15 protein-coding genes are annotated in these 18,573 nt (G+C 65.2%); 6 read left to right on the forward strand and 9 right to left on the reverse strand.

Going from position 1 to position 18,573, the window contains the following annotated elements; translation table 11 throughout:
• Window positions 1-6: 6 nt before the first annotated feature.
• Window positions 7-2,142 carry an RHS repeat-associated core domain-containing protein gene (locus ACZK3J_RS00085; RefSeq protein ID WP_277779116.1) on the forward strand — a complete coding sequence of 712 codons (2,136 nt, stop codon included), beginning with the start codon at window positions 7-9 and terminating at the stop codon, window positions 2,140-2,142.
• Window positions 2,143-2,778: 636 nt separating this feature from the next.
• On the opposite strand, the gene ACZK3J_RS00090 is transcribed toward ACZK3J_RS00085, so the two are convergent.
• The 3 genes from ACZK3J_RS00090 to ACZK3J_RS00100 form a co-directional block, all read right to left on the reverse strand.
• Window positions 2,779-3,486, reverse strand: a complete 708-nt coding sequence (locus ACZK3J_RS00090) for a 2OG-Fe(II) oxygenase (RefSeq protein ID WP_134950649.1) — start codon at window positions 3,484-3,486, stop codon at window positions 2,779-2,781.
• A gap of 108 nt (window positions 3,487-3,594) precedes the next feature.
• Window positions 3,595-4,611: a class 1 fructose-bisphosphatase gene (locus tag ACZK3J_RS00095; RefSeq protein ID WP_014035428.1), complete on the reverse strand. Its 1,017-nt coding sequence runs from the start codon at window positions 4,609-4,611 to the stop codon at window positions 3,595-3,597.
• Between the two features lie 419 nt (window positions 4,612-5,030).
• Window positions 5,031-6,233, reverse strand: coding sequence for an amino acid aminotransferase (locus ACZK3J_RS00100; RefSeq protein ID WP_049462449.1), 1,203 nt, complete (start codon window positions 6,231-6,233; stop codon window positions 5,031-5,033).
• A 171-nt stretch (window positions 6,234-6,404) separates the two neighbouring features.
• Here ACZK3J_RS00100 and ACZK3J_RS00105 point away from each other — a divergent pair, with 171 nt between their 5' ends.
• A complete protein-coding gene (locus tag ACZK3J_RS00105) occupies window positions 6,405-8,495 on the forward strand; it encodes a TonB-dependent receptor family protein (RefSeq protein ID WP_049462447.1) in 2,091 nt (696 codons plus the stop codon).
• A 228-nt stretch (window positions 8,496-8,723) separates the two neighbouring features.
• Here the strand turns inward: ACZK3J_RS00105 and ACZK3J_RS00110 are convergent, their stop codons facing one another.
• Complete coding sequence (locus tag ACZK3J_RS00110) at window positions 8,724-9,068, reverse strand: hypothetical protein (RefSeq protein ID WP_032129273.1); 345 nt, start codon at window positions 9,066-9,068, stop codon at window positions 8,724-8,726.
• 146 nt (window positions 9,069-9,214) lie between these two features.
• Here ACZK3J_RS00110 and ACZK3J_RS00115 point away from each other — a divergent pair, with 146 nt between their 5' ends.
• The 3 genes from ACZK3J_RS00115 to ligD all read left to right on the forward strand — a co-directional run bounded on the left by ACZK3J_RS00115 (window position 9,215) and on the right by ligD (window position 13,173).
• Complete coding sequence (locus ACZK3J_RS00115) at window positions 9,215-9,613, forward strand: hypothetical protein (RefSeq protein ID WP_010487387.1); 399 nt, start codon at window positions 9,215-9,217, stop codon at window positions 9,611-9,613.
• A gap of 164 nt (window positions 9,614-9,777) precedes the next feature.
• Complete coding sequence (ku, locus tag ACZK3J_RS00120) at window positions 9,778-10,683, forward strand: non-homologous end joining protein Ku (RefSeq protein ID WP_049462444.1); 906 nt, start codon at window positions 9,778-9,780, stop codon at window positions 10,681-10,683.
• A gap of 3 nt (window positions 10,684-10,686) precedes the next feature.
• Window positions 10,687-13,173, forward strand: coding sequence for a DNA ligase D (ligD, locus tag ACZK3J_RS00125; RefSeq protein ID WP_049462442.1), 2,487 nt, complete (start codon window positions 10,687-10,689; stop codon window positions 13,171-13,173).
• 71 nt (window positions 13,174-13,244) lie between these two features.
• On the opposite strand, the gene ACZK3J_RS00130 is transcribed toward ligD, so the two are convergent.
• The 4 genes from ACZK3J_RS00130 to ACZK3J_RS00145 form a co-directional block, all read right to left on the reverse strand.
• Complete coding sequence (locus tag ACZK3J_RS00130) at window positions 13,245-13,637, reverse strand: hypothetical protein (RefSeq protein WP_049462440.1); 393 nt, start codon at window positions 13,635-13,637, stop codon at window positions 13,245-13,247.
• Window positions 13,638-13,765: 128 nt separating this feature from the next.
• Window positions 13,766-14,794, reverse strand: coding sequence for an alcohol dehydrogenase AdhP (adhP, locus tag ACZK3J_RS00135; protein WP_049462439.1), 1,029 nt, complete (start codon window positions 14,792-14,794; stop codon window positions 13,766-13,768).
• A 95-nt stretch (window positions 14,795-14,889) separates the two neighbouring features.
• On the reverse strand, window positions 14,890-15,528 hold the full coding sequence (gene eda, locus ACZK3J_RS00140; protein WP_049462437.1) for a bifunctional 4-hydroxy-2-oxoglutarate aldolase/2-dehydro-3-deoxy-phosphogluconate aldolase: 639 nt from the start codon (window positions 15,526-15,528) through the stop codon (window positions 14,890-14,892).
• 116 nt (window positions 15,529-15,644) lie between these two features.
• Window positions 15,645-16,235, reverse strand: a complete 591-nt coding sequence (locus tag ACZK3J_RS00145; RefSeq protein ID WP_049399007.1) for a cysteine dioxygenase family protein — start codon at window positions 16,233-16,235, stop codon at window positions 15,645-15,647.
• A gap of 239 nt (window positions 16,236-16,474) precedes the next feature.
• Between ACZK3J_RS00145 and ACZK3J_RS00150 the strand changes: the two genes are divergently transcribed.
• Window positions 16,475-17,530 (forward strand): LacI family DNA-binding transcriptional regulator, encoded by a 1,056-nt coding sequence (locus ACZK3J_RS00150; RefSeq protein WP_032129266.1) that lies wholly within the window; start codon window positions 16,475-16,477, stop codon window positions 17,528-17,530.
• Window positions 17,531-17,640: 110 nt separating this feature from the next.
• Here ACZK3J_RS00150 and phhA read toward each other — a convergent pair whose 3' ends face one another.
• Window positions 17,641-18,534: a phenylalanine 4-monooxygenase gene (gene phhA / locus ACZK3J_RS00155; RefSeq protein ID WP_049462434.1), complete on the reverse strand. Its 894-nt coding sequence runs from the start codon at window positions 18,532-18,534 to the stop codon at window positions 17,641-17,643.
• Window positions 18,535-18,573 lie beyond the last annotated feature (39 nt).

Below are 18,573 nucleotides of genomic sequence, written 5' to 3' on the forward strand. Positions count from 1 at the left end.
AAAGACATGTCCGCAATTGCCTTGGCCATGATGGGGCTAAATACCATCGTCTCTTCCGTGAACTATCAGTACGACGAGTTGGGGCGTGTGATATCCGAGAGCACTGAGCAGGGAAGAAGCATAAGGTACGTCTACGACGCAGAGGGGAGAGTCACCCAGGTGACCGATTCGCAGAATCGCGTCACCCGTATGAGTTACGATCCGCGTGGACGCCTGATCAAATCAATCGACGCCGCCGGGGGCACGACCCAGATTGCCTACGATCTGGCAGATCGCCCGATCCGTGTGAGCGATCCCCGCAATCTCGTTACCACCTACGAATTCGATGGTTTCGGCCAGCTTTGGAAACAGGTGAGTCCGGACACGGGAACGACACAGCACCAGTACGATGCTGCAGGTCTGCGGACATCGACGGCGCGGGCCGATGGCAGCGTCGTCTCCTTCGGCTACGACGGTCTGGGACGAATGACTTCTGCGAGCGCAGAAGGCCGAACAATGGGTTACAGCTACGATTGGTGCGGCAATGGTAAAGGCCAACTGTGCGGCACTTCAGGGCCCGGAACCGCCACCCATTTTGCCTATACACCGAACGGTCAGCTGCAGATACGCCGCGACTTCACCGATCTGTCTGGTCAGAAGACGGACTACAGCACCACCTATGGATACGACGGCATCAATCGCCTGAGCCAGATCACCTATCCCAACGGTGACAAGGCGACCTACACATATGGCTCCCAAGGAAAACCAAGTGCGTTGATGGCGACGGTCGACGGGACTCAGCGCTCAATCATTTCCCAGGCAAACTGGAAGGTCACGGGAGCGCATGAGTGGCTGGCCTACGGCAACGGGCTTGCCCGGGGCTACAACCACGATCAGGAGGGGCGGCTGACCGCAATGTCGGTCTGGGGACCCAATGGCAGCAAGGTCAGCTATTGGGACTATCAGTACAGCGGCGATGGCGAAATCACCGCCATTGTCGACGCTGTCGACCCGAACATGACCCAGTTGATCGGCTACGACGCGTTGAGTCGTATGACCAAGCTGACCCGCTTCGGTGTCATCAACAATCTTTCCTACGATGCCGGCGGCAATCACGACCGCTACCAGGCAGGAAATCAGCTGACCCAATACAGCATCGACCCGGGGAGCAACCGGGTGCTGAACTACACCAACCAGGACGGCAGCCGTCAGTACCAGTACGACGCATTGGGAAACCGCATCAGCGAGACCGCAGGCAGCCGGATCAGCACTTACGAGTATGACGCCTTCAATCGCATGAGCCGCAGCAACATCGGTGGCATTGCGACTGACTACGTGCTCAATGCGCAGGGGCAGCGCGTTGCAAAGATCAACCAGACCACCAACAGCCGCTACTTCTACGCCGGCCAGAACCAGCTCATGACTGAGCTGAACAACGGGGTGTGGACCAACTACTTCTGGTTTGAAGGTGAACTGGTTGGGCTTGCTCGCAGCGGGCAGCACAATTACGTGCATACCGATCATTTGGGACGCCCGGAGTTCGTCACCAGCCCAAGCCAGCAGACCGTCTGGAAGGCGTACAACTACGCCTACGGACGTAGCGTCCAGAAGGATGAGATTGGCGGGTTGAACATTGGCTTCCCGGGCCAGTACTACGACGCGGAAAGCGGACTCTGGTACAACGGCTTCCGCGACTATGACGCGAGCATTGGCCGGTATGTGCAGAGTGATCCGATTGGCTTGGCGGGGGGATTGAATACCTACGCGTACGTCTCAGGGAATCCAATAAACTTCATTGATCCACTAGGTTTGACTCAGGAGGACATTGATCGCCTATACGCACTCGCGAAGGCAACGGAAACGGATCTTGATTTCCCTGCACGTGACCCATTTGTAAGGGATATGGGAAATGTGGCCGGGCAGTACAATCACGTAACCAGAAGGCTCTACTTAGACAAGCAGTATCTTGAGGTCCTTTCTGATGCTCAGAAGAGAGAGCTATATGACACCATCGTCCATGAAGTTCTCCATCGCAATAGAGGCGTGCTCTCGGGAAATGGAGATAAGTACACTGGGCGCCACAAGGAAATCTACGATGAGGCCGCGCGGAGAACGAGCCGAAATGCTACCAAGATCAAGCTTGCTACAGAAAGCTGTGAATAATTTTCTAACGTTGACAGCCTGTGCATTTCTGTTTTCCATTCCCAGCGGCGACGCAGCTGCAGCAAAGAGTGTTCGATTCTTCGTCGATAAGGCGGCGATGAATGCTCAGGACTGTTTGCGGGTCGATAGTCGGCGTCTTCTTTTCGATTGCCATCAGATCGTCCCTGGCGACCGCAAGGTGTTCGGAATCAGAACATTCTATTCCTCGTGGAGGAGCGATAGATCGAGTTTCATGAAGCTCACTGTCGAGTTGCCAGACGGGCTAAAGTCTGGCGATTCCTACAAAATAGCGGATGGCATAGCCAAGGCATTCCGTAGCACCGGGCCCAGTGCGTTCGCGGGCAAGAATGGATGCTATGGCGCTGCATCGTCAGGAACGATTACGATTGTATCGTCTAGTCCGGGCCGCGTTGATATTCAGGTCGACGCTCTCTTCGATCAGAAGAGCCCGTTGGAATGGCGGGGAGAGTGTGACATTCCTGCTCGTGTTTCTGAGAGATTTAGAACAACGGAACTGGACATTGGGCAACTGGATGCCTGGACGGGAAAAGCTGACCCGGACGCCTCACCGTTTGATCAGGCCCACCCAGTGAGAGGGAAGTAGCGGTCTGTTGTTACATGTGCTGCTGCACCGCATTACCCCCCAAATAACTTCTGCGCACTCTGGAACAGGATCCAACTCGTCGCGATGAACTTGTCCCCACCCTGTGGCCGATTGCCACGATGGGTATGAGTAAACGCAGTCGGCGCAATCAGCAGGCTGCCGGTGCGCGGCGCGATCTTCCGCCCCTGGAACAGGAATTCGGTCTCGCCTTCGTCGAAGTCGTCGTTGAGGTACAGCGTCCACAGCACGTGCCGGTGCAGGGTCTCGGCCTGCGCATCCTTCGGGTACAGCTCGCAATGCCAGTACGGGTAGCCGCCCTCGCCTGCCGCATACCACTGCAGGTTGATCGCACCCGGGCGCAGGCAGGTGCGGGCCAGATCGGCCAGCTGCTGCTGCGGCATGTCAGGGAAGTCCTCGGCAGACAGGCGTCGCGATTGGCCGTTGCTGTCCTGGATCTGCAACATCAGCGGCGCGATCAACGCCTGTGGATAACGGCGTAGATAAGTCAGCAGGCCATTGAACACCGCGATCTGCAGCTGCTGATCGACATCCTGCCAGCCGTCCAGGCCACTGATGCGCAGATCCTTGCTGTGCTTGAGTTCCGGGAACACGCCACTGCCCACCGCACCGGGCTGCAGGCCACGCGTAGCGCGCAGGCGCTCAACGATGGCCGCGCAGACCTCGCTGGGGACGGCGTTGTGGATGACTTCGATGAAATCGACCGGGCCCTGCTCGTGCATGCGTGCATTCCTTAGGCGGCAACGGCTTGATGGTGCCGTTTGCCGCCCTCGGTGTCACCCCACGGTCATGTCACCGAACTGCCATGACCGCTGTCAGGCGATAGGCCGTCAGCCCTGCGCGTCGTCGTGCGCGTGGTGGTAGCGCACGGCTTCAGCCACTTCCTCGCGCGAACCCAGGAACACCGGCACGCGCTGGTGCAGCTGGTCGGGCTGGATGTCGAGGATGCGCTCGCGGCCGGTCCAGGCAGCGCCACCGGCCTGTTCGACCAGCAGGCCCATCGGGTTGGCTTCGTACATCAGGCGCAGCTTGCCGGCCTTGGACGGATCCTTCTTGTCCCACGGGTAGATGAAGATGCCGCCGCGGGTCAGGATGCGATGCACGTCGGCGACCATGCTGGCGATCCAGCGCATGTTGAAGTTCTTGCCGCGCGCGCCTTCCTTGCCCGCCAGCAGATCACCAACATAGGCCTGCATCGGCGCTTCCCAGTGACGCTGGTTGGACATGTTGATGGCGAATTCCTGGGTGGCCGCCGGAATCTGCATGTTCTCGGTGGTCAGCACGAACTCGCCCTTCTCGCGGTCCAGGGTGAAGGCATGGGTACCGTGGCCGACGGTCAGCACCAGCTGGGTGCTGGGCCCGTAGATGCAGTAGCCGGCGGCGATCTGCTTGCTGCCCGGCTGCAGGAAGGCATCATCGCCCGGCAGTTCGACGTTGGTCGGGCAGCGCAGCACCGAGAAGATGGTGCCGACGGAGACGTTGACGTCGATGTTGGAGCTGCCATCGAGGGGATCGAACAGCAGCAGGAAATCACCGCGCGGATAAATGTCCGGCACCGGCTGGCTGTGGTCCATTTCCTCCGAGGCGCAGGCGGCGAGGTGGCCGCCCCAGGCGTTGGCTTCGAGCAGGATCTCGTTGCTGATCACATCCAGCTTCTTCTGCGCTTCGCCCTGCACGTTGCCGGTACCGGCGTCGCCGAGCACGCCACCGAGGGCGCCCTTGCTGACGGCGATGGAGATGCTGGTGCAGGCGCGGGCGACGACCGCGATCAGCTGGCGCAGGTCGGCATTGATGCGGCCGGCGTGCTGTTCCTGGATCAGGAAGCGGGTCAACGAAGTACGGGACATGGTCGGGCAGGTCTCGGCAGCGGGAAAACGCCTATTGTCGCCCGTATGGCGGGGCCGTGCGTGAGCGCGGGAAGGCGTAATCGTTTCCAGATGCGTTGCGCTCGTGGCGCCTTCCTTTTGTCGAGGCGCGTGGAAGGGGGAGGCGATGCAGGACACGCTGCAAGTACGTCCATGTAAGCTCGATGGCGCCTTGCTCGTGTGCGCTGTCCTGCGCACACGGCAAGACCGGGGTGGTGCGTCCTGCCCAACCCGCCCGAGGCATGCCTCGGGCCCATGGCGCCAACGGTCCTGCATCACCTCCCCCTCCCACGCGCTTCAGGGTTCGCCGCGAGCGCGGTGGGGATGGCAAAGGCAAGAGCAAAAGCAAAAAACAAAGGCGCCTTTCGGCGCCTTTGTCTTCAAACCACTGGAGCGTTGTTTCAGCCCTTGGCGACGGTGGCCACGGCCTTGGCGACGTATTCCAGGTTGTTCTGGTTCAGCGCGGCCACGCAGATGCGGCCGGTGCCGACGGCGTAGATGCCGAACTCGTCGCGCAGACGCTCGACCTGCTCACGGCTCAGGCCGGAGTAGGAGAACATGCCGGCCTGTTCGTTGATGAAGCCGAACTGCGGGGCACCGGCAGCGGCCAGCTTCTCCACCAGGCCCTGGCGCAGTGCGTGGATACGCTCGCGCATCTCGGTCAGCTCCTGCTCCCACATCGCGCGCAGTTCCGGGTTGGTCAGCACGCCGGCCACCAGCGCGGCACCGTGGGTGGACGGGCTGGAGTAGATGGTGCGGATCACGCGCTTGACCTGCGACTGCACGGCCTTGGCGTCAGCGGCGGTCGGCGCCACCATCGACAGCGCACCCACGCGCTCGCCGTACAGCGAGAACGACTTGGAGTACGAATTGGCGACGATGAAGCTGTCGATGCCGGCTTCGGCGATGATGCGCACGGCGGCGCCGTCCTGCTCGATGCCCTTGTCGAAGCCCTGGTAGGCCATGTCGATGAAGGGGAACAGCTGCTTTTCCTTCAGCAGCTGCGCGACCTGCTTCCACTGGGTGACCGTGAGGTCAGCGCCGGTGGGGTTGTGGCAGCAGGCATGCAGCAGCACCACGGTGCCGGCTTCCAGCTTGCCCAGGTCGGCCAGCAGGCCGTCGAAGTTGACGCCGTGGGTGGTCGGGTCGAAGTAGGTGTAATCCACCACTTCGAAGCCGGCCGCGCTGAACACGGCGCGGTGGTTTTCCCAGCTCGGGTTGCTCAGTGCAACGGTGGCGTGCGGCAGCAGCTTCTTCAGCACATCGGCGCCGACACGCAGCGCACCGCTGCCACCGACGGTCTGTGCGGTGGTGACGCGGCCGGCGGCCAGCAGCGGCGAGTCCTTGCCGAACACCAGCTCGCGCGTGGCCTGCGTGTACGCCGGCAGGCCATCGATCGGCAGGTAGCCGCGCGGTTTGGCTTCAGCGGCGAGCTGCTGCTCGATCTGCTTGACGGCGCGCAGTAGCGGAATGCGGCCGCTCTCGTCGTAGTAGATGCCCACACCCAGGTTGACCTTGGTCGGGCGGCTGTCGGCGTTGTACGCCTCGGTCAGGCCCAGGATCGGGTCGCCTGGGACCAGTTCCACGTTTGCAAAGAAGGACACGGCGGTACTCGTTCGGTAGACGGAAAGGGGGAGGAATTGCGCCACGCGGTCTGCGGCTTTTCGGCCGGAAACAGCCCATCGTAACAAAGCCTGCCGGGGCTGGCCGCCGCCATCGTCATCCGCGGCCCCGTACCATGGCGTGCGTTGCCGCCCGATCCATCAACCTGAATCATGAATCCTGCCGCACGACGCCGTTGCCTGCCGCTGTCCGCCCTGCTGCTGTCGCCACTGGCGGCCATGGCCGAGCCTGCGCCCACCGCCCTGCCCGCCGTGCAGGTGCAGGTGGCGCGGGTGCCGGGTATCGACCCGTTCGCGCTGCCGGCCAGCCTGGACACCGTCTGGATCGACGCCAGCCGCGCGGGCACCGGCGCGCAGCTGTCCGAGGCGTTGGCCGGCGTACCGGGACTACTGGCACGCGACCGGCAGAACTTCGCTCAGGATACGCAGCTGTCGATCCGTGGCTTCGGTGCGCGCTCGACCTTCGGTGTGCGCGGGGTGCGGGTGCTGATCGACGGGGTGCCGGCGACCATGCCCGATGGCCAGGGCCAGCTGTCGCACGCCAGCTTGTTGGGCGCCGAACGCATCGAGGTGCTGCGCGGGCCGTTCTCGGCGCTGTACGGCAATTCCTCCGGCGGCGTGCTGCAGGTCTGGAGCGCGCAGGGCCAGGCCGGCGACCCGTGGCGGCTGCGCGTGAACGCCGGCGCCGACAACACGCTCAGTGTCGGCGCGCAACTGAAGGGTGCCGGCCAAGCGCTGGACTACAACATCGCCGCCAATCACTTCCGCACCGATGGCTGGCGGGACCATAGCCGCGCGCGCCGTGAATCGCTCAACGCACGTATTGGTGGTGATCTGGGCGGTGGACGGCTCGAGCTGCTGCTCAACGCGCTCGATGCCCCCGATGCGCAGGATCCGCTGGGCCTGAGCCGTTCCCAGGTGGCGGCCGATCCGCGCCAGGCCACGGCAGTGGCTCACCAGTACAACACCCGCAAATCGGTGCGCCAGCAGCAGGCTGGGTTGCGTTGGACCCGGGAAACCGACACCCAGCGCTGGCAGCTGATGGGCTATGCCGGGCAGCGTGAGGTCACCCAGTACCTGCCGATTCCGCCGACCGCACAGGCCAACCCGTTGCATGCGGGCGGCGTGATCGATCTGGACGCGGGCTACGGCGGACTGGACGCGCGCTGGGGCTGGCACGGCGACCTCGCCGGCCGACCGCTGGATCTTGTGGCCGGGCTCAGCGCCGACCGCCAGCGCCAGCATCGCACCGGCTACGAGAACTTCATCGGCAGCACCCTGGGCGTGCGTGGGCGCCTGCGTCGTGACCAGATCGACGTCGTGCAGAACGTGGACCAGTTCGCCCAGGCCTGGTGGCAGTGGAGCCCGCGCTGGTCGTTGCTGGCCGGGCTGCGCCACAGCGCCGTGCGATTCGAATCGAATGACCGCTACATCACCGGGCGCAATCCGGACGACAGCGGCCACCGTCGCTATCAGGCAACCACGCCGGTGGCAGGTGTCAGCTTCGAGGCCAGCCCGCAGTGGCGGCTGCACGCCGCCGTGGGCCGGGGCTTCGAGACGCCTACCTTCAATGAGCTGGGGTATCGCGCCGACGGCCACGCGGGATTGGCACTGGATCTGGCGGCCGCGCGCAGCCGCAATCTGGAGATAGGCAGCAAATGGCACGCACAGGACGGAACCCAGCTTGATATCAGCCTGTTCCGCGCAGATACCGACGATGAGCTGGCAGTTGCGAGCAACTCTGGTGGGCGCAGCACCTATCGCAACATCGGCCGCACCCGCCGCCAGGGTGTGGAACTGCAGTACCGACAGCCGCTGGCCGAGCAGCTGGAACTGCAGCTGGCATGGACATGGCTGCAGGCGCAGGTGCGCTCGCCGTACCTGACCTCGAACAGCGTGGTCGCCGCGGGCAGCCGCCTGCCCGGTGTGCCGCAGCAGCAGGCCTTCGCCAGGCTGCAGTGGACCCCCGCCGACTGGCAATGGGCGCTGGAGGCGTCCGCCAGTAGCGATACCGTGGTCAACGACGTGGCGACCGAACGTGCGCCCGGTTTCGCCCTGCTGCATCTGGAAGGCGGGCGTCGCTGGAACCTGCCGGGTGGCGAGCTGCGGGCCTTCGCACGGTTGGAGAACGTGCTGGACCAGGCCTACATCGGCTCGGTGATCGTCAATGACGGCAATGGCCGCTTCTACGAGCCGGGACCGGGACGGCGGGCCAACGTCGGCCTGCAGTGGTCGTGGCGTTGAAGTGGTAGTGCCGGCCGCTGGCCGGCATCGCGCCGTGCAGGACGTCAGGAGGTTGCCGGCCAGCGGCCGGCACTACCCGTAAATCGGAGGCCGTGGCCGGCATCGCGCCGTGCAGGGCGCCAGGAGGTTGCCGGCCAGCGGCCGGCACTACCGGTCAGTCGGGGGCCCTGGCCAGAATCGCGCCGTGCAGGACGTCAGGAGGTTGCCGGCCAGCGGCCGGCACTACCGTCAGTCGGGGGCCTTGGCCGGTACGAACGGCGAGGTCGGGTCGCTGGCCGGGAAGGTCTCCTCCAGCGCCTCATCCTGGTTGTCGCTGGCGCGCTGCTTGCGCTCACGCCGCTTGAGCGGGCTTTCCTGGCCGCCACGATGGCGGTCGCCGCCGTCCTTGCGGTCCAGCGCGGCCTGTTCAGACTCGTGCTTCACCGGCAGATGCTCTCCGGCATGCTCGGCATCGAAGAACGGTGCACCGGTGCCGCGGTAGTCGGCATTGTCGGCATCGCGCTTGCCGCGCTGCTCGCCGGGAATGGGCGGGTGGTTTTCGCGCAGCGGGTCTCGTGAGGTCTCTCGGCTCATGGTCTGGTACCTGCACTCGGGGGCTCCCACTACACCGCCCTGCAGGTAAAGCCGCCGCGAACCTGGCGTCATGAACATCTCGCTCACCCCCCGGTAACGGCACCGCGCGTATTCCTGCCCACCCGCCCCCGCTGCAGGAGCCGGCCATGCCCCGTCTTGAACGACCCGCACCGTCCGTGTTCAACGCCCTGCTCGATCCGCTCGGCCAGCGCACCGCGCAGCGCCGCACGCGCCGCCAGGAAGATCCGCAGGCGGTGGCGCAGGACTACCTGCAGTACATGCTCAGTGACTACGAAGAGCGCCGAGGCCAGAGCCACCGCAACTGGCGCGATCTGTGCCCGGTGTATGCCTTCGCGCTGACTACCCACGCTGCCGACTGGCCGCGCGGTGATGCCGCCGATACCTGCGAGGAACTGGCCGAGCATTGGGAGCAGATGCGCGGGCAGTCGCGGTTGAGCTGGTCGCAGGCGAGGCCGGTGGTGGAGGACGCCTGGCGCGCACTGGACCATATTCCGGCGGCGGCGGTGAGGCCGTTGCTGCAGTAGTGCCGGCCGCTGGCCGGCAACCCCAGGAAACTTCAGGCCGCGAGCCTCAGCCGGCCAGCGGCCGGCACTACCGCTTTCCGTAGAACCCACGTGCACGGCACGGACACGGCTGGTTTACGCCCTCCGGCCCACGCTGGGCACCCTGCCCCGCCAAAGGTGCGCCCATGGCCCGCCCGATCTGGACCGGCACGTTGTCGTTTGGCCTGCTCAACGTGCCGGTGTCACTGATGTCCGGCGAACGCAAGGTCGATCTGCAGTTCCGCATGCTCGACTCCCGCGATCGCAAGCCGATCCGTTTCGAACGGGTCAACGCCGACACCGGTGAGGAAGTGCCCTGGAAGGACATCGTCAAAGCCTATGAGTACGACAAGGGCAGTTATGTCGTGCTGGAGGAAGGTGATATCCGTTCGGCGGCGCCGGAAAGCCACGAAGCGGTGGAGGTGGAATCGTTCGTGGATGCGGCGCAGATCGACCCACGCTACTACGAGAAACCGTATCTGCTGGTGCCCGGCAAGAAGGCCGAAAAGGGCTATGTGCTGCTGCGCGAAACGCTGCGCAGTACCGGCAAGGTGGGCATCGCGCGGGTGGTGGTGCGCACGCGCGAATACCTGTGCGCGGTGATGCCGCATGAGGACGCGCTGGTGTTGATGATCCTGCGCTATCCGCAGGAGCTGGTGGATCCCGAGGACTACAAGCTGCCCACCGGAAAACTGTCCGACTATCGCATCACCAGCAAGGAAACGGCGATGGCCGAACAGCTGATCGAGTCAATGGCCGGTGACTGGGATCCTTCGGATTATCACGATGAGTTCCGCGAGCGTCTGCAGCTGGTACTGAACAAGCGCATCAAATCCAAGGGCGGCACTACCCGGGTGGAAGACGAGCCCGCACCACGTGAAGATGCCACCACCAATGTGGTGGATTTCATGGCGTTGCTTCAGAAGAGCCTGGACGCCAACAAGCGCACGCCGGCGAAGAAGCCGGCAATGCGCAAGGCACCGGCGAAGAAGGCTGCGAAGAAGGCCGCCAAAAGGGCCATAAAGAAGACCACGCGGCGCAAGGCAGGTTGAACCATGTCGCTGCACCAGTACCGGCGCAAGCGCAGACTGGGTGGTGGCGCCGGGCAGACGCCGGAGCCTGACGACACGCCCGCACGCGGCGATCCGAAGCGGCGGCCGACCTTCGTCATCCAGCTGCATCACGCAAGCTCGCGTCACTATGACTTCCGCCTTGAAATGGACGGCGTACTGAAGAGCTGGGCTGTGCCCAAGGGGCCTTCGCTGCGCGTTGGTGAGAAGCGGCTGGCCGTGGAGGTGGAAGATCACCCGTTGTCCTACGCCGGTTTCGAAGGAGACATTCCTGAAGGCCACTATGGCGCTGGCCACGTGGATGTCTTCGATCACGGCACCTGGGCCTGTGAAGGCGATCCACTGCAGGCGCTGGCGGCTGGAAAGATCGACTTCGTGCTGCACGGGCAACGCCTGGCCGGTGGCTGGAAGCTGGTGCGGACCGCGATGAAAGGCCGCCAGGTGCAGTGGCTGCTGATGAAGCGCGACGACGGCGAAGCGCGCGACGCGGAGGCGGATGACCTGCTGACGGCACCCACGCCGAAACGAGCATCTGCGGCGAAGAAGCGTTCCACAGCGAAGGCGGCGCGTGCTGCACCCGTCGCACGCACGACCACGCGCAAGGCCGATGCGCGTTGGCATGCACGCGCGCTGCAACTGCACGGCGCACGTGATACGCCCTTTCCCCTTGGGTTCAAACCGCAGTTGACCGATCATCGCGACAGTGCCCCCGACGGCGAGCGCTGGCTGCACGAGATCAAGTGGGACGGCTATCGTCTGCTGGCCGATCTGCACAATGGCGAGGTGAAACTCCGCTCGCGCAACGGCCTGGACTGGACGGCCGATTTTCCCGAGGTCGCGCAGGCCGTGCTGGCGCTGCCGGTGCGCGATGCGCGCCTGGATGGCGAGCTGGTGGTTCTGGACAAGGAAGGACGCAGCGATTTCGCAGCACTGCAGCGCGTGATCGATGGAAGCTCGAAGCAACCGTTGCGTTACATCGTGTTCGATCTTCCGGGTGTGGCCGGCGTGGACATCAGTCGTGCGCCGTTGCTGGAACGCAAGGCGCTGCTGAAGGATCTCATCGGGCCGGCGCCCGGCACACTGGCCTTCAGCGAACACGTGGTCGACCATGGGCCGCAGGTGTTCGATGCCAGCGGCGAGGCCGGCTTCGAAGGCATCGTCAGCAAGCAGGTGGATGCGCCGTACGTAAACACCCGCGCGCGCAGCTGGGTGAAGGTGAAGCACGAAGACACCGACGAGTTCGTGATCGTCGGCTATACGGCACCCAAGGGTTCCCGGGTGGGATTCGGCTCGCTGCTTCTGGCCACGCCGGACAAGGCCGGGCTGCGCTATGTGGGCCGCGTGGGTACCGGCTTCGACGACGAGCGCCTGCGCGCGCTGCTCAAGGCACTGCAGCCTTTGGCAGTGAAGACGCCGGTGCTGCAGCTGCCGGCGCATGTGCCGTTCCGCGCCGCCAGCGTACGCTGGGTGAAACCGGTGACGGTGGCGGAGGTGGCGTTCCGTGGCTGGGGCAAGGAAGGCCTGCTCCGCCAGGCCAGTTTCAAGCGGTTGCGCAGCGACAAGCAGGAGGAGGACCTGGGAATGAGCACCGCAGATGCCGAAGCCGGAGGTGAGGTCCAGATCACCCATCCTGAGCGGGTGGTGTTTCCAAAGCAGAAACTGAGCAAGGGCGACGTGGCCGACTACTACCAGCGCATGGCGCGCTGGATCCTGCCCGAAATCGCCGGACGTCCGCTGTCATTGCTGCGCTGTCCGGATGGCGTCGGCAAGGCCTGCTTCTTCCAGAAGCATCATGGCCCCGGCCTGGGCGATGCGGTGCATGCGGTGCCCCTCCTGCAGAAGAGCGGCCGCGAGGATTACGTCTACATCGACGATGCGCGGGGCCTGCTGCAACTGGTGCAGATGAACACGCTGGAGCTGCATCCCTGGGGTGCGACCGTGGCCGACCCGGAGCATCCGGATCGACTGGTGTTCGATCTCGACCCTGGTGACGGCGTCAGCTGGGCACAGGTGAAAGCCGGTGCACGCGATGTGCGTGACCGCCTCCAGCAGGTGGGTCTGGAGAGCGTCGTACGCCTGTCTGGCGGCAAGGGGGTGCACGTGGTGGTACCACTGCAGCCCAAGGCAGGCTGGGGCGAAGCCAAGGCATTCTGCGAGGCGTTCGCACAGGCGATGGCGGAGCAGGCGCCGGACCGCTACGTGGCGACGATGAGCAAGGCGAAGCGCAATGGCGTCATCTTCATCGACTGGCTGCGCAACACCCGAGGCGCCACCAGCGTGTGCTCGTGGTCGCTGCGTGCACGCGATTCTGGCGGCGTGGCGGTGCCGCTGCGCTGGGAAGAACTGGCGCGGGTGAGCGCGGCCGACGCGTTTCCGATGGCCAAGGCGCTGGCGCGTGCCAAGCGGCTGAAGGGTGACCCATGGCAGGGCATCGCGCGATTGAAGCAGACGCTGCCGTCGCTGAAGCGGTAGTGCCGGCCGCTGGCCGGCACCTGTAGGATGGGCGAGGTTGCCGGCCAGCGGCCGGCACTACCTGGATGCGCTCAGCGCGGATCGCGCGACGCGCGGCGACCGAACCACCAGCCGGCCAGCAGCTGCAGCGGCAGTGACGCCAGCAGCGAAATGACGAACCAGAGCGGGAAATCCGCGCCTGCGGTCCACATTGCGTAGGCGCAGCCGAGCGCGATCAGCGACCAGATCGAGAACCCATGCGAACGCGGCCAGCACGGCGCGTAGTAGGTGGCGAAGGAAATGCCGGCGATGCCGCCCAGTACGCTGAAGGCCAGGTCCCACCCCAGCTGCACGCTGTTGTTGTCCGGCGACATGCCCACCAGCGGGGGCAGCCAGCTGGCGACGCTGCTGACCAGCGCAAGCGACAGCACGCCGCCGATCAGGGCGACGAGGGACAGGAACAGGGTCTTGAGCAGGTCGGGCATGCGCGCATTGTACGGCGGCGCGAAATGCCTGGGGTTTGCCGGCCAACGGCCGGCACCACCGGGGGATAGGCATGGCCGCCGCGTCCGTGGGAGAGGGGGACGGAGCGACGGCGGCCATGCACAGGCGGTCAGGCGGCGAAGTCGAGCACCACGCGGCCTTCGATCGTGCCCGCATGCATGCGCGCGAACACGTCGTTGATGTTTTCCAGGCGGTCGGTGCTGACCGTGGCCGCGACCTTGCCTTCGGCGGCGAACTGCAGCGACTCCTGCAGGTCCAGCCGGGTGCCGACGATCGAGCCACGCACGGTGATGCCGTTGAGCACCATGCCGAAGATGTCCAGCGGGAAATTACCGGGCGGCAGTCCGTTGAGCGAGACGGTGCCGCCACGGCGGACCATGCCCAGCGCCTGCTCGAACGCCTTCGGCGACACCGCGGTGACCAGCGCGCCGTGCGCGCCGCCGATTTCCTTCTTCAGGAAGGCGGCGGGATCGGTGGTACGCGCGTTCACGGTGATCTGCGCGCCGAGCTGCCGGGCCAATGCCAGCTTGTTGTCGTCCACATCCACCGCAGCCACGTTCAGACCCATCGCGCGGGCGTACTGCACCGCCATGTGGCCCAGGCCACCGATGCCGGAAATCGCCACCCAGTCACCGGGTTTGGTGTCGGTGACCTTCAGGCCCTTGTAGACGGTCACGCCGGCGCACAGCACCGGCGCGATCTCGACGAAGCCCACGTCCTTCGGAAGCAGGCCGACATAGTTGGCATCGGCCAGTGCGTACTCGGCGAAGCCGCCGTTGACCGAGTAACCGGTGTTGCGCTGTGTCTCGCACAGCGTTTCCCAGCCACCCAGGCAGTGTTCGCAATGGCCACACGCCGAGTACAACCAGGGGATGCCGACCCTGTCGCCTTCCTTGACGTGCCCTACCCCGCCTCCCACGGCCACGACGTGCCCCACGCCCTCGTGGCCGGGGATGAACGGCGGGTTCGGTTTCACCGGCCAGTCGCCCTCGGCGGCGTGCAGGTCGGTGTGGCAGACGCCACAGGCCTCGATCTTGACCAGTACTTCGCCCGCCCCCGGGCGCGGTACCTGGACTTCCTCGATCACCAGTGGCTTGCCGAACTCACGCACGACAGCGGCCTTCATGGTCGAATTCATGTTCGGATCTCCGTAGTGCGCTTGCCCACAGAATGACGCCGGCTCGAGGCCGGCGCTTTGATCACGATCAAACCTTTGACGATTCGTGCAGCGGTTCAGCCGGCCAGTACCGAGGCCTCGCGGGCCAGACGCTCGATCGCATCCCAGTCGCGGGTCTGCAGCAGCGCCGGGGTGGTCAGCCACGAGCCGCCCACGCACAGCACGTTGGGCAGGTGCAGGAACTGCGGCGCGGTCTGCGCGCTGATGCCGCCGGTCGGGCAGAAGCGCATATCGGCGAACGGGCCGTGCCAGGCCGCCAGCAACGCAGCGCCACCGGCCTGCACCGCCGGGAAGAACTTGAAGGTGTCGTGGCCGTGCTCCAGGCCCAGGATCAGGTCGGAGGCAGTGGCGGCACCAGGCAGGTACGGCAGGTCGGCATCACGCGCGGCGGCATACAGCGTCGGCGTGGCACCGGGGGACACCGCGAAACGCGCACCGGCCTGCTTGGCTGCCTGCATCTGCGCGGCGTTGAGCACGGTGCCGGCACCGATTACCGCATCGGGCACGGCCTCGACCATCGCCTTGATCGCATCCAGCGCCTGCGGCGTGCGCAGCGTCACTTCGATCACCGGCAGGCCGCCGCGGAACAGCGCCTGGGCCACTTCGACCGCTTCATTCACATCTTCGGGGGTGTACACCGGAATCACCGGTGCCAGCTTCAACAGCGCGCGCAGGCGCGGATCAGCGCTGGACATCGTCTTGCTCCTTGCCCGACCGGGCATCGCGGATCGCCGCCGGGTCCGGCAGCGCAGCGGCGCATGATGCCACGTGGCTCACGACGGTGCTGGTGGTGCCCCGCCCTGCCCCCGGCTCAGGCCGGGTCGGCCTGCAATGCCTGGATGCGGCGTTGGTACCAGTCACCACCGAGTGGATCGAACACCGCCGAGCGCTCCATCTGCGCCTCGTACACGTGAACCGAGATCGCCAGCGCTTCGTTGCTGGCGTTGCGCAGGGTGTGGTACTCGTGCGGCGGAATCAGGCTGCCGGCACTGCCGCAGCCCCCGCGCAGCACGGCGTGGCGGCGGAAGCGGCAGCGCTCACCGTTGCGCTCCAGCAGTTCATAGCGGGTGATCTCCAGCTCGCCTGACCACACTCCCTCCACACACCACATGGCATCGTGGTCGTGCAGCGGCGTGCCCTGCCCTGGGCCCCAGCTCATGGCAATCACGCTGTAGCCGTGTTCGCGGCTGTGGTACAGCGGGCGTCGCGCGTAATGATCACTGACCGGACGGTGTACGCACTCGGGCAATTCGATGCGGCTGTCCGCGATGGCTTCCTGCAGCGCCAGCTGCAGGTCGGCGGTGATGCGCTCGGCATCACCGGAGGTCATCGCTGCGTCGACCGCAGCGATCAACCTGTCGCGGCCACGGAACACCGGAAACGGAGAAGTCTGCAGGTCCATGCCCCGACTGTAGCGGAGCGTGGTTAAGGGAATGTTGGCGTTCGCACGCGTCGCGCCCGCATTCAAGGTGAACACGCGCGGAAGAACGGTTCAGATGGACATCAAGTAGAGCGATCACAATGGAACCTCGCGCAGCAGAAGCGGTCGAACACGACGCGATCCATCTTCGCTGCGACATTCCGCAACTTCGCGCCCCACGGGCGCAAGGCTAGAATTCTCCGACTTACCTGGTTCTATACATGTCAGTGCGAATTATTAGCGATGCCGCGTTGCCGGCATCGAAGGGCAAGGCTGCCACGATCAACGACATCGCACGACTGTCGGGAGTTTCCAAGAAAACGGTTTCAAGAATCATCAACAACTCGCCGCTGGTGCGCAAAGACACCCGCGACAAGGTCGAGGCGTTGATGCGCGAGGTCGGTTACGTGCCCGACCCCCTGGCGCGCGGCCTCGCGTTCCGCCGCTCCTTCCTGATCGGCCTGGTGTATGACGACCCGGGCGCCCAATGCATCGTCGACCTGCAGCACGGCGCGCTGGAAGCGCTGCGCGGCACCGGCTATGAACTGGTCGTGCATCCCTGCGACAGCCTGGCTCCGGACTGTGCGTACGGCGTGCGGCGCTTCGTGCAGCAGCAGAAGCTGCACGGCGTGATCCTGGGCCCGCGTGCCTCCGAGTCGGCTGCGTTGACGGAGATGCTCGACGGCATTGAATGCCGCTACGTCCGCATCAACGCGCATGTGTCGGATGACGAGGCACAGGCCGTGGTCACCCATGATCGCGACGGTGCAGCCGCGGCAGCGGGCTACCTGCTCTCGCTCGGCCACCGCGATATCGCGGTGATTGCCGGTCCAGGCGACCGCCGTACCGCACGCGAGCGCACCCATGGCTTCCTCGACCGGCTGGCGCAGGTGGGCCTGACCCTGCCGGGTGAACGCGTGCTGGAAGCGGGCGATACGTTCGAGTCGGGCGTGCATGCCGCCGAACGGCTGCTGATGGGCGGACAACGGCCCAGTGCGATCTTTGCCGGCAACGACGAAATGGCTGCCGGCGTGTATCAGGTGGCGTTGCGTGCGGGCATCGCGGTGCCGCAGCAGTTGTCGATCGTCAGCTACGACGACAGCCCGCTGGCGTCGCGGCTGTGGCCGCCGCTGACCTCGGTGCGCCGCCATGTGTCCGACATCGGGCGCATGGCAGCGGCGATGCTGGTGCAGGCCGACGTGCCGGATGCGCCGACCGCAACCAGCGTGCATCCGCAGCTGATGGTGCGCGGTTCCTGCCGGGCCGTGGACGCCTGATCGCCCTGCCCTCGCCTGCACTGCCGTGACGGTGCAGGCAGGCAGCAACGAAAACGGCGCATCCCGGTGCGCCGTTTTCTTTTCAATGCGAAGAGGTGGGCGCCGTGCGCTTACACGTCGCCACCGTCGGCCCAGCCTTCGCCGGTGCCCTTCTGGAACACGCGGTCATCGGCCTGCACATCGCCCGCCGGCAGATGCGCCTGATCAGACAGCGCCGCGTAGATCGGGGTGAAGTCCGGCGACGTCGCCTGCATCAGCTGTTCGAAGCTGTCGATGACGAAGTAGGTCTTCTGGAAGGTGTCGATGCGGTACTTCGTGCGCATGATCCGCTGCAGGTCGAAACCGATGCGGTTGGGCGCAGCCGACTCCAGCGAGTACAGCGATTCGCCCTTCGACGACACGATGCCGGCGCCGTAGATGCGCAGGCCGTCGGGCGTATCGATCAGGCCGAACTCCACCGTGTACCAGTACAGGCGGGTCAGGTTCTGCAGTGCATCCGGGCCGATCGCGTGGGCTTTGACGCCGCCACGGCCGTACGCCTCCATATAGTCGGCGAACACCGGGTTCATCAGCAGCGGCACATGGCCGAACAGATCGTGGAACAGGTCCGGCTCGGCGATGTAATCAATCTGGTCCGGGCGACGGATCCACCAGGTCACCGGGAAACGACGGTTGGCCAGGTGGTCGAAGAAGTCCAGTTCCGGCAGCAGGCCTTCCACGCCGACCAGGGTCCAGCCGGTGGCGGCGCCGAGCACTTCGTTGAGCTGGTCGAAGCGCGGAATCATGTGCGCGCTCATGCCCATCTCGTCCTGTGCATCCAGGAATTCCTGGCAGGCGCGGCCGACCAGCAGTTCGCGCTGGCGCTGGTACAGCGTGCTCCAGGTGGCGTGGTCGTCGGCGCTGTAGGTGTCCCACGGCTGCTCGACGAGCGCGGTGGTATACACCGGCACGTAGCCCTTGTCGGTCTGCTGGTGTTCGACGCGGCGGGGCTGGGCGAGGTCCATGGGGCACTCCGGGATGAGATACCCACGATGCTAGGGCAG

It is taken from the genome of Stenotrophomonas sp. 86428_Sma (assembly GCF_056481585.1).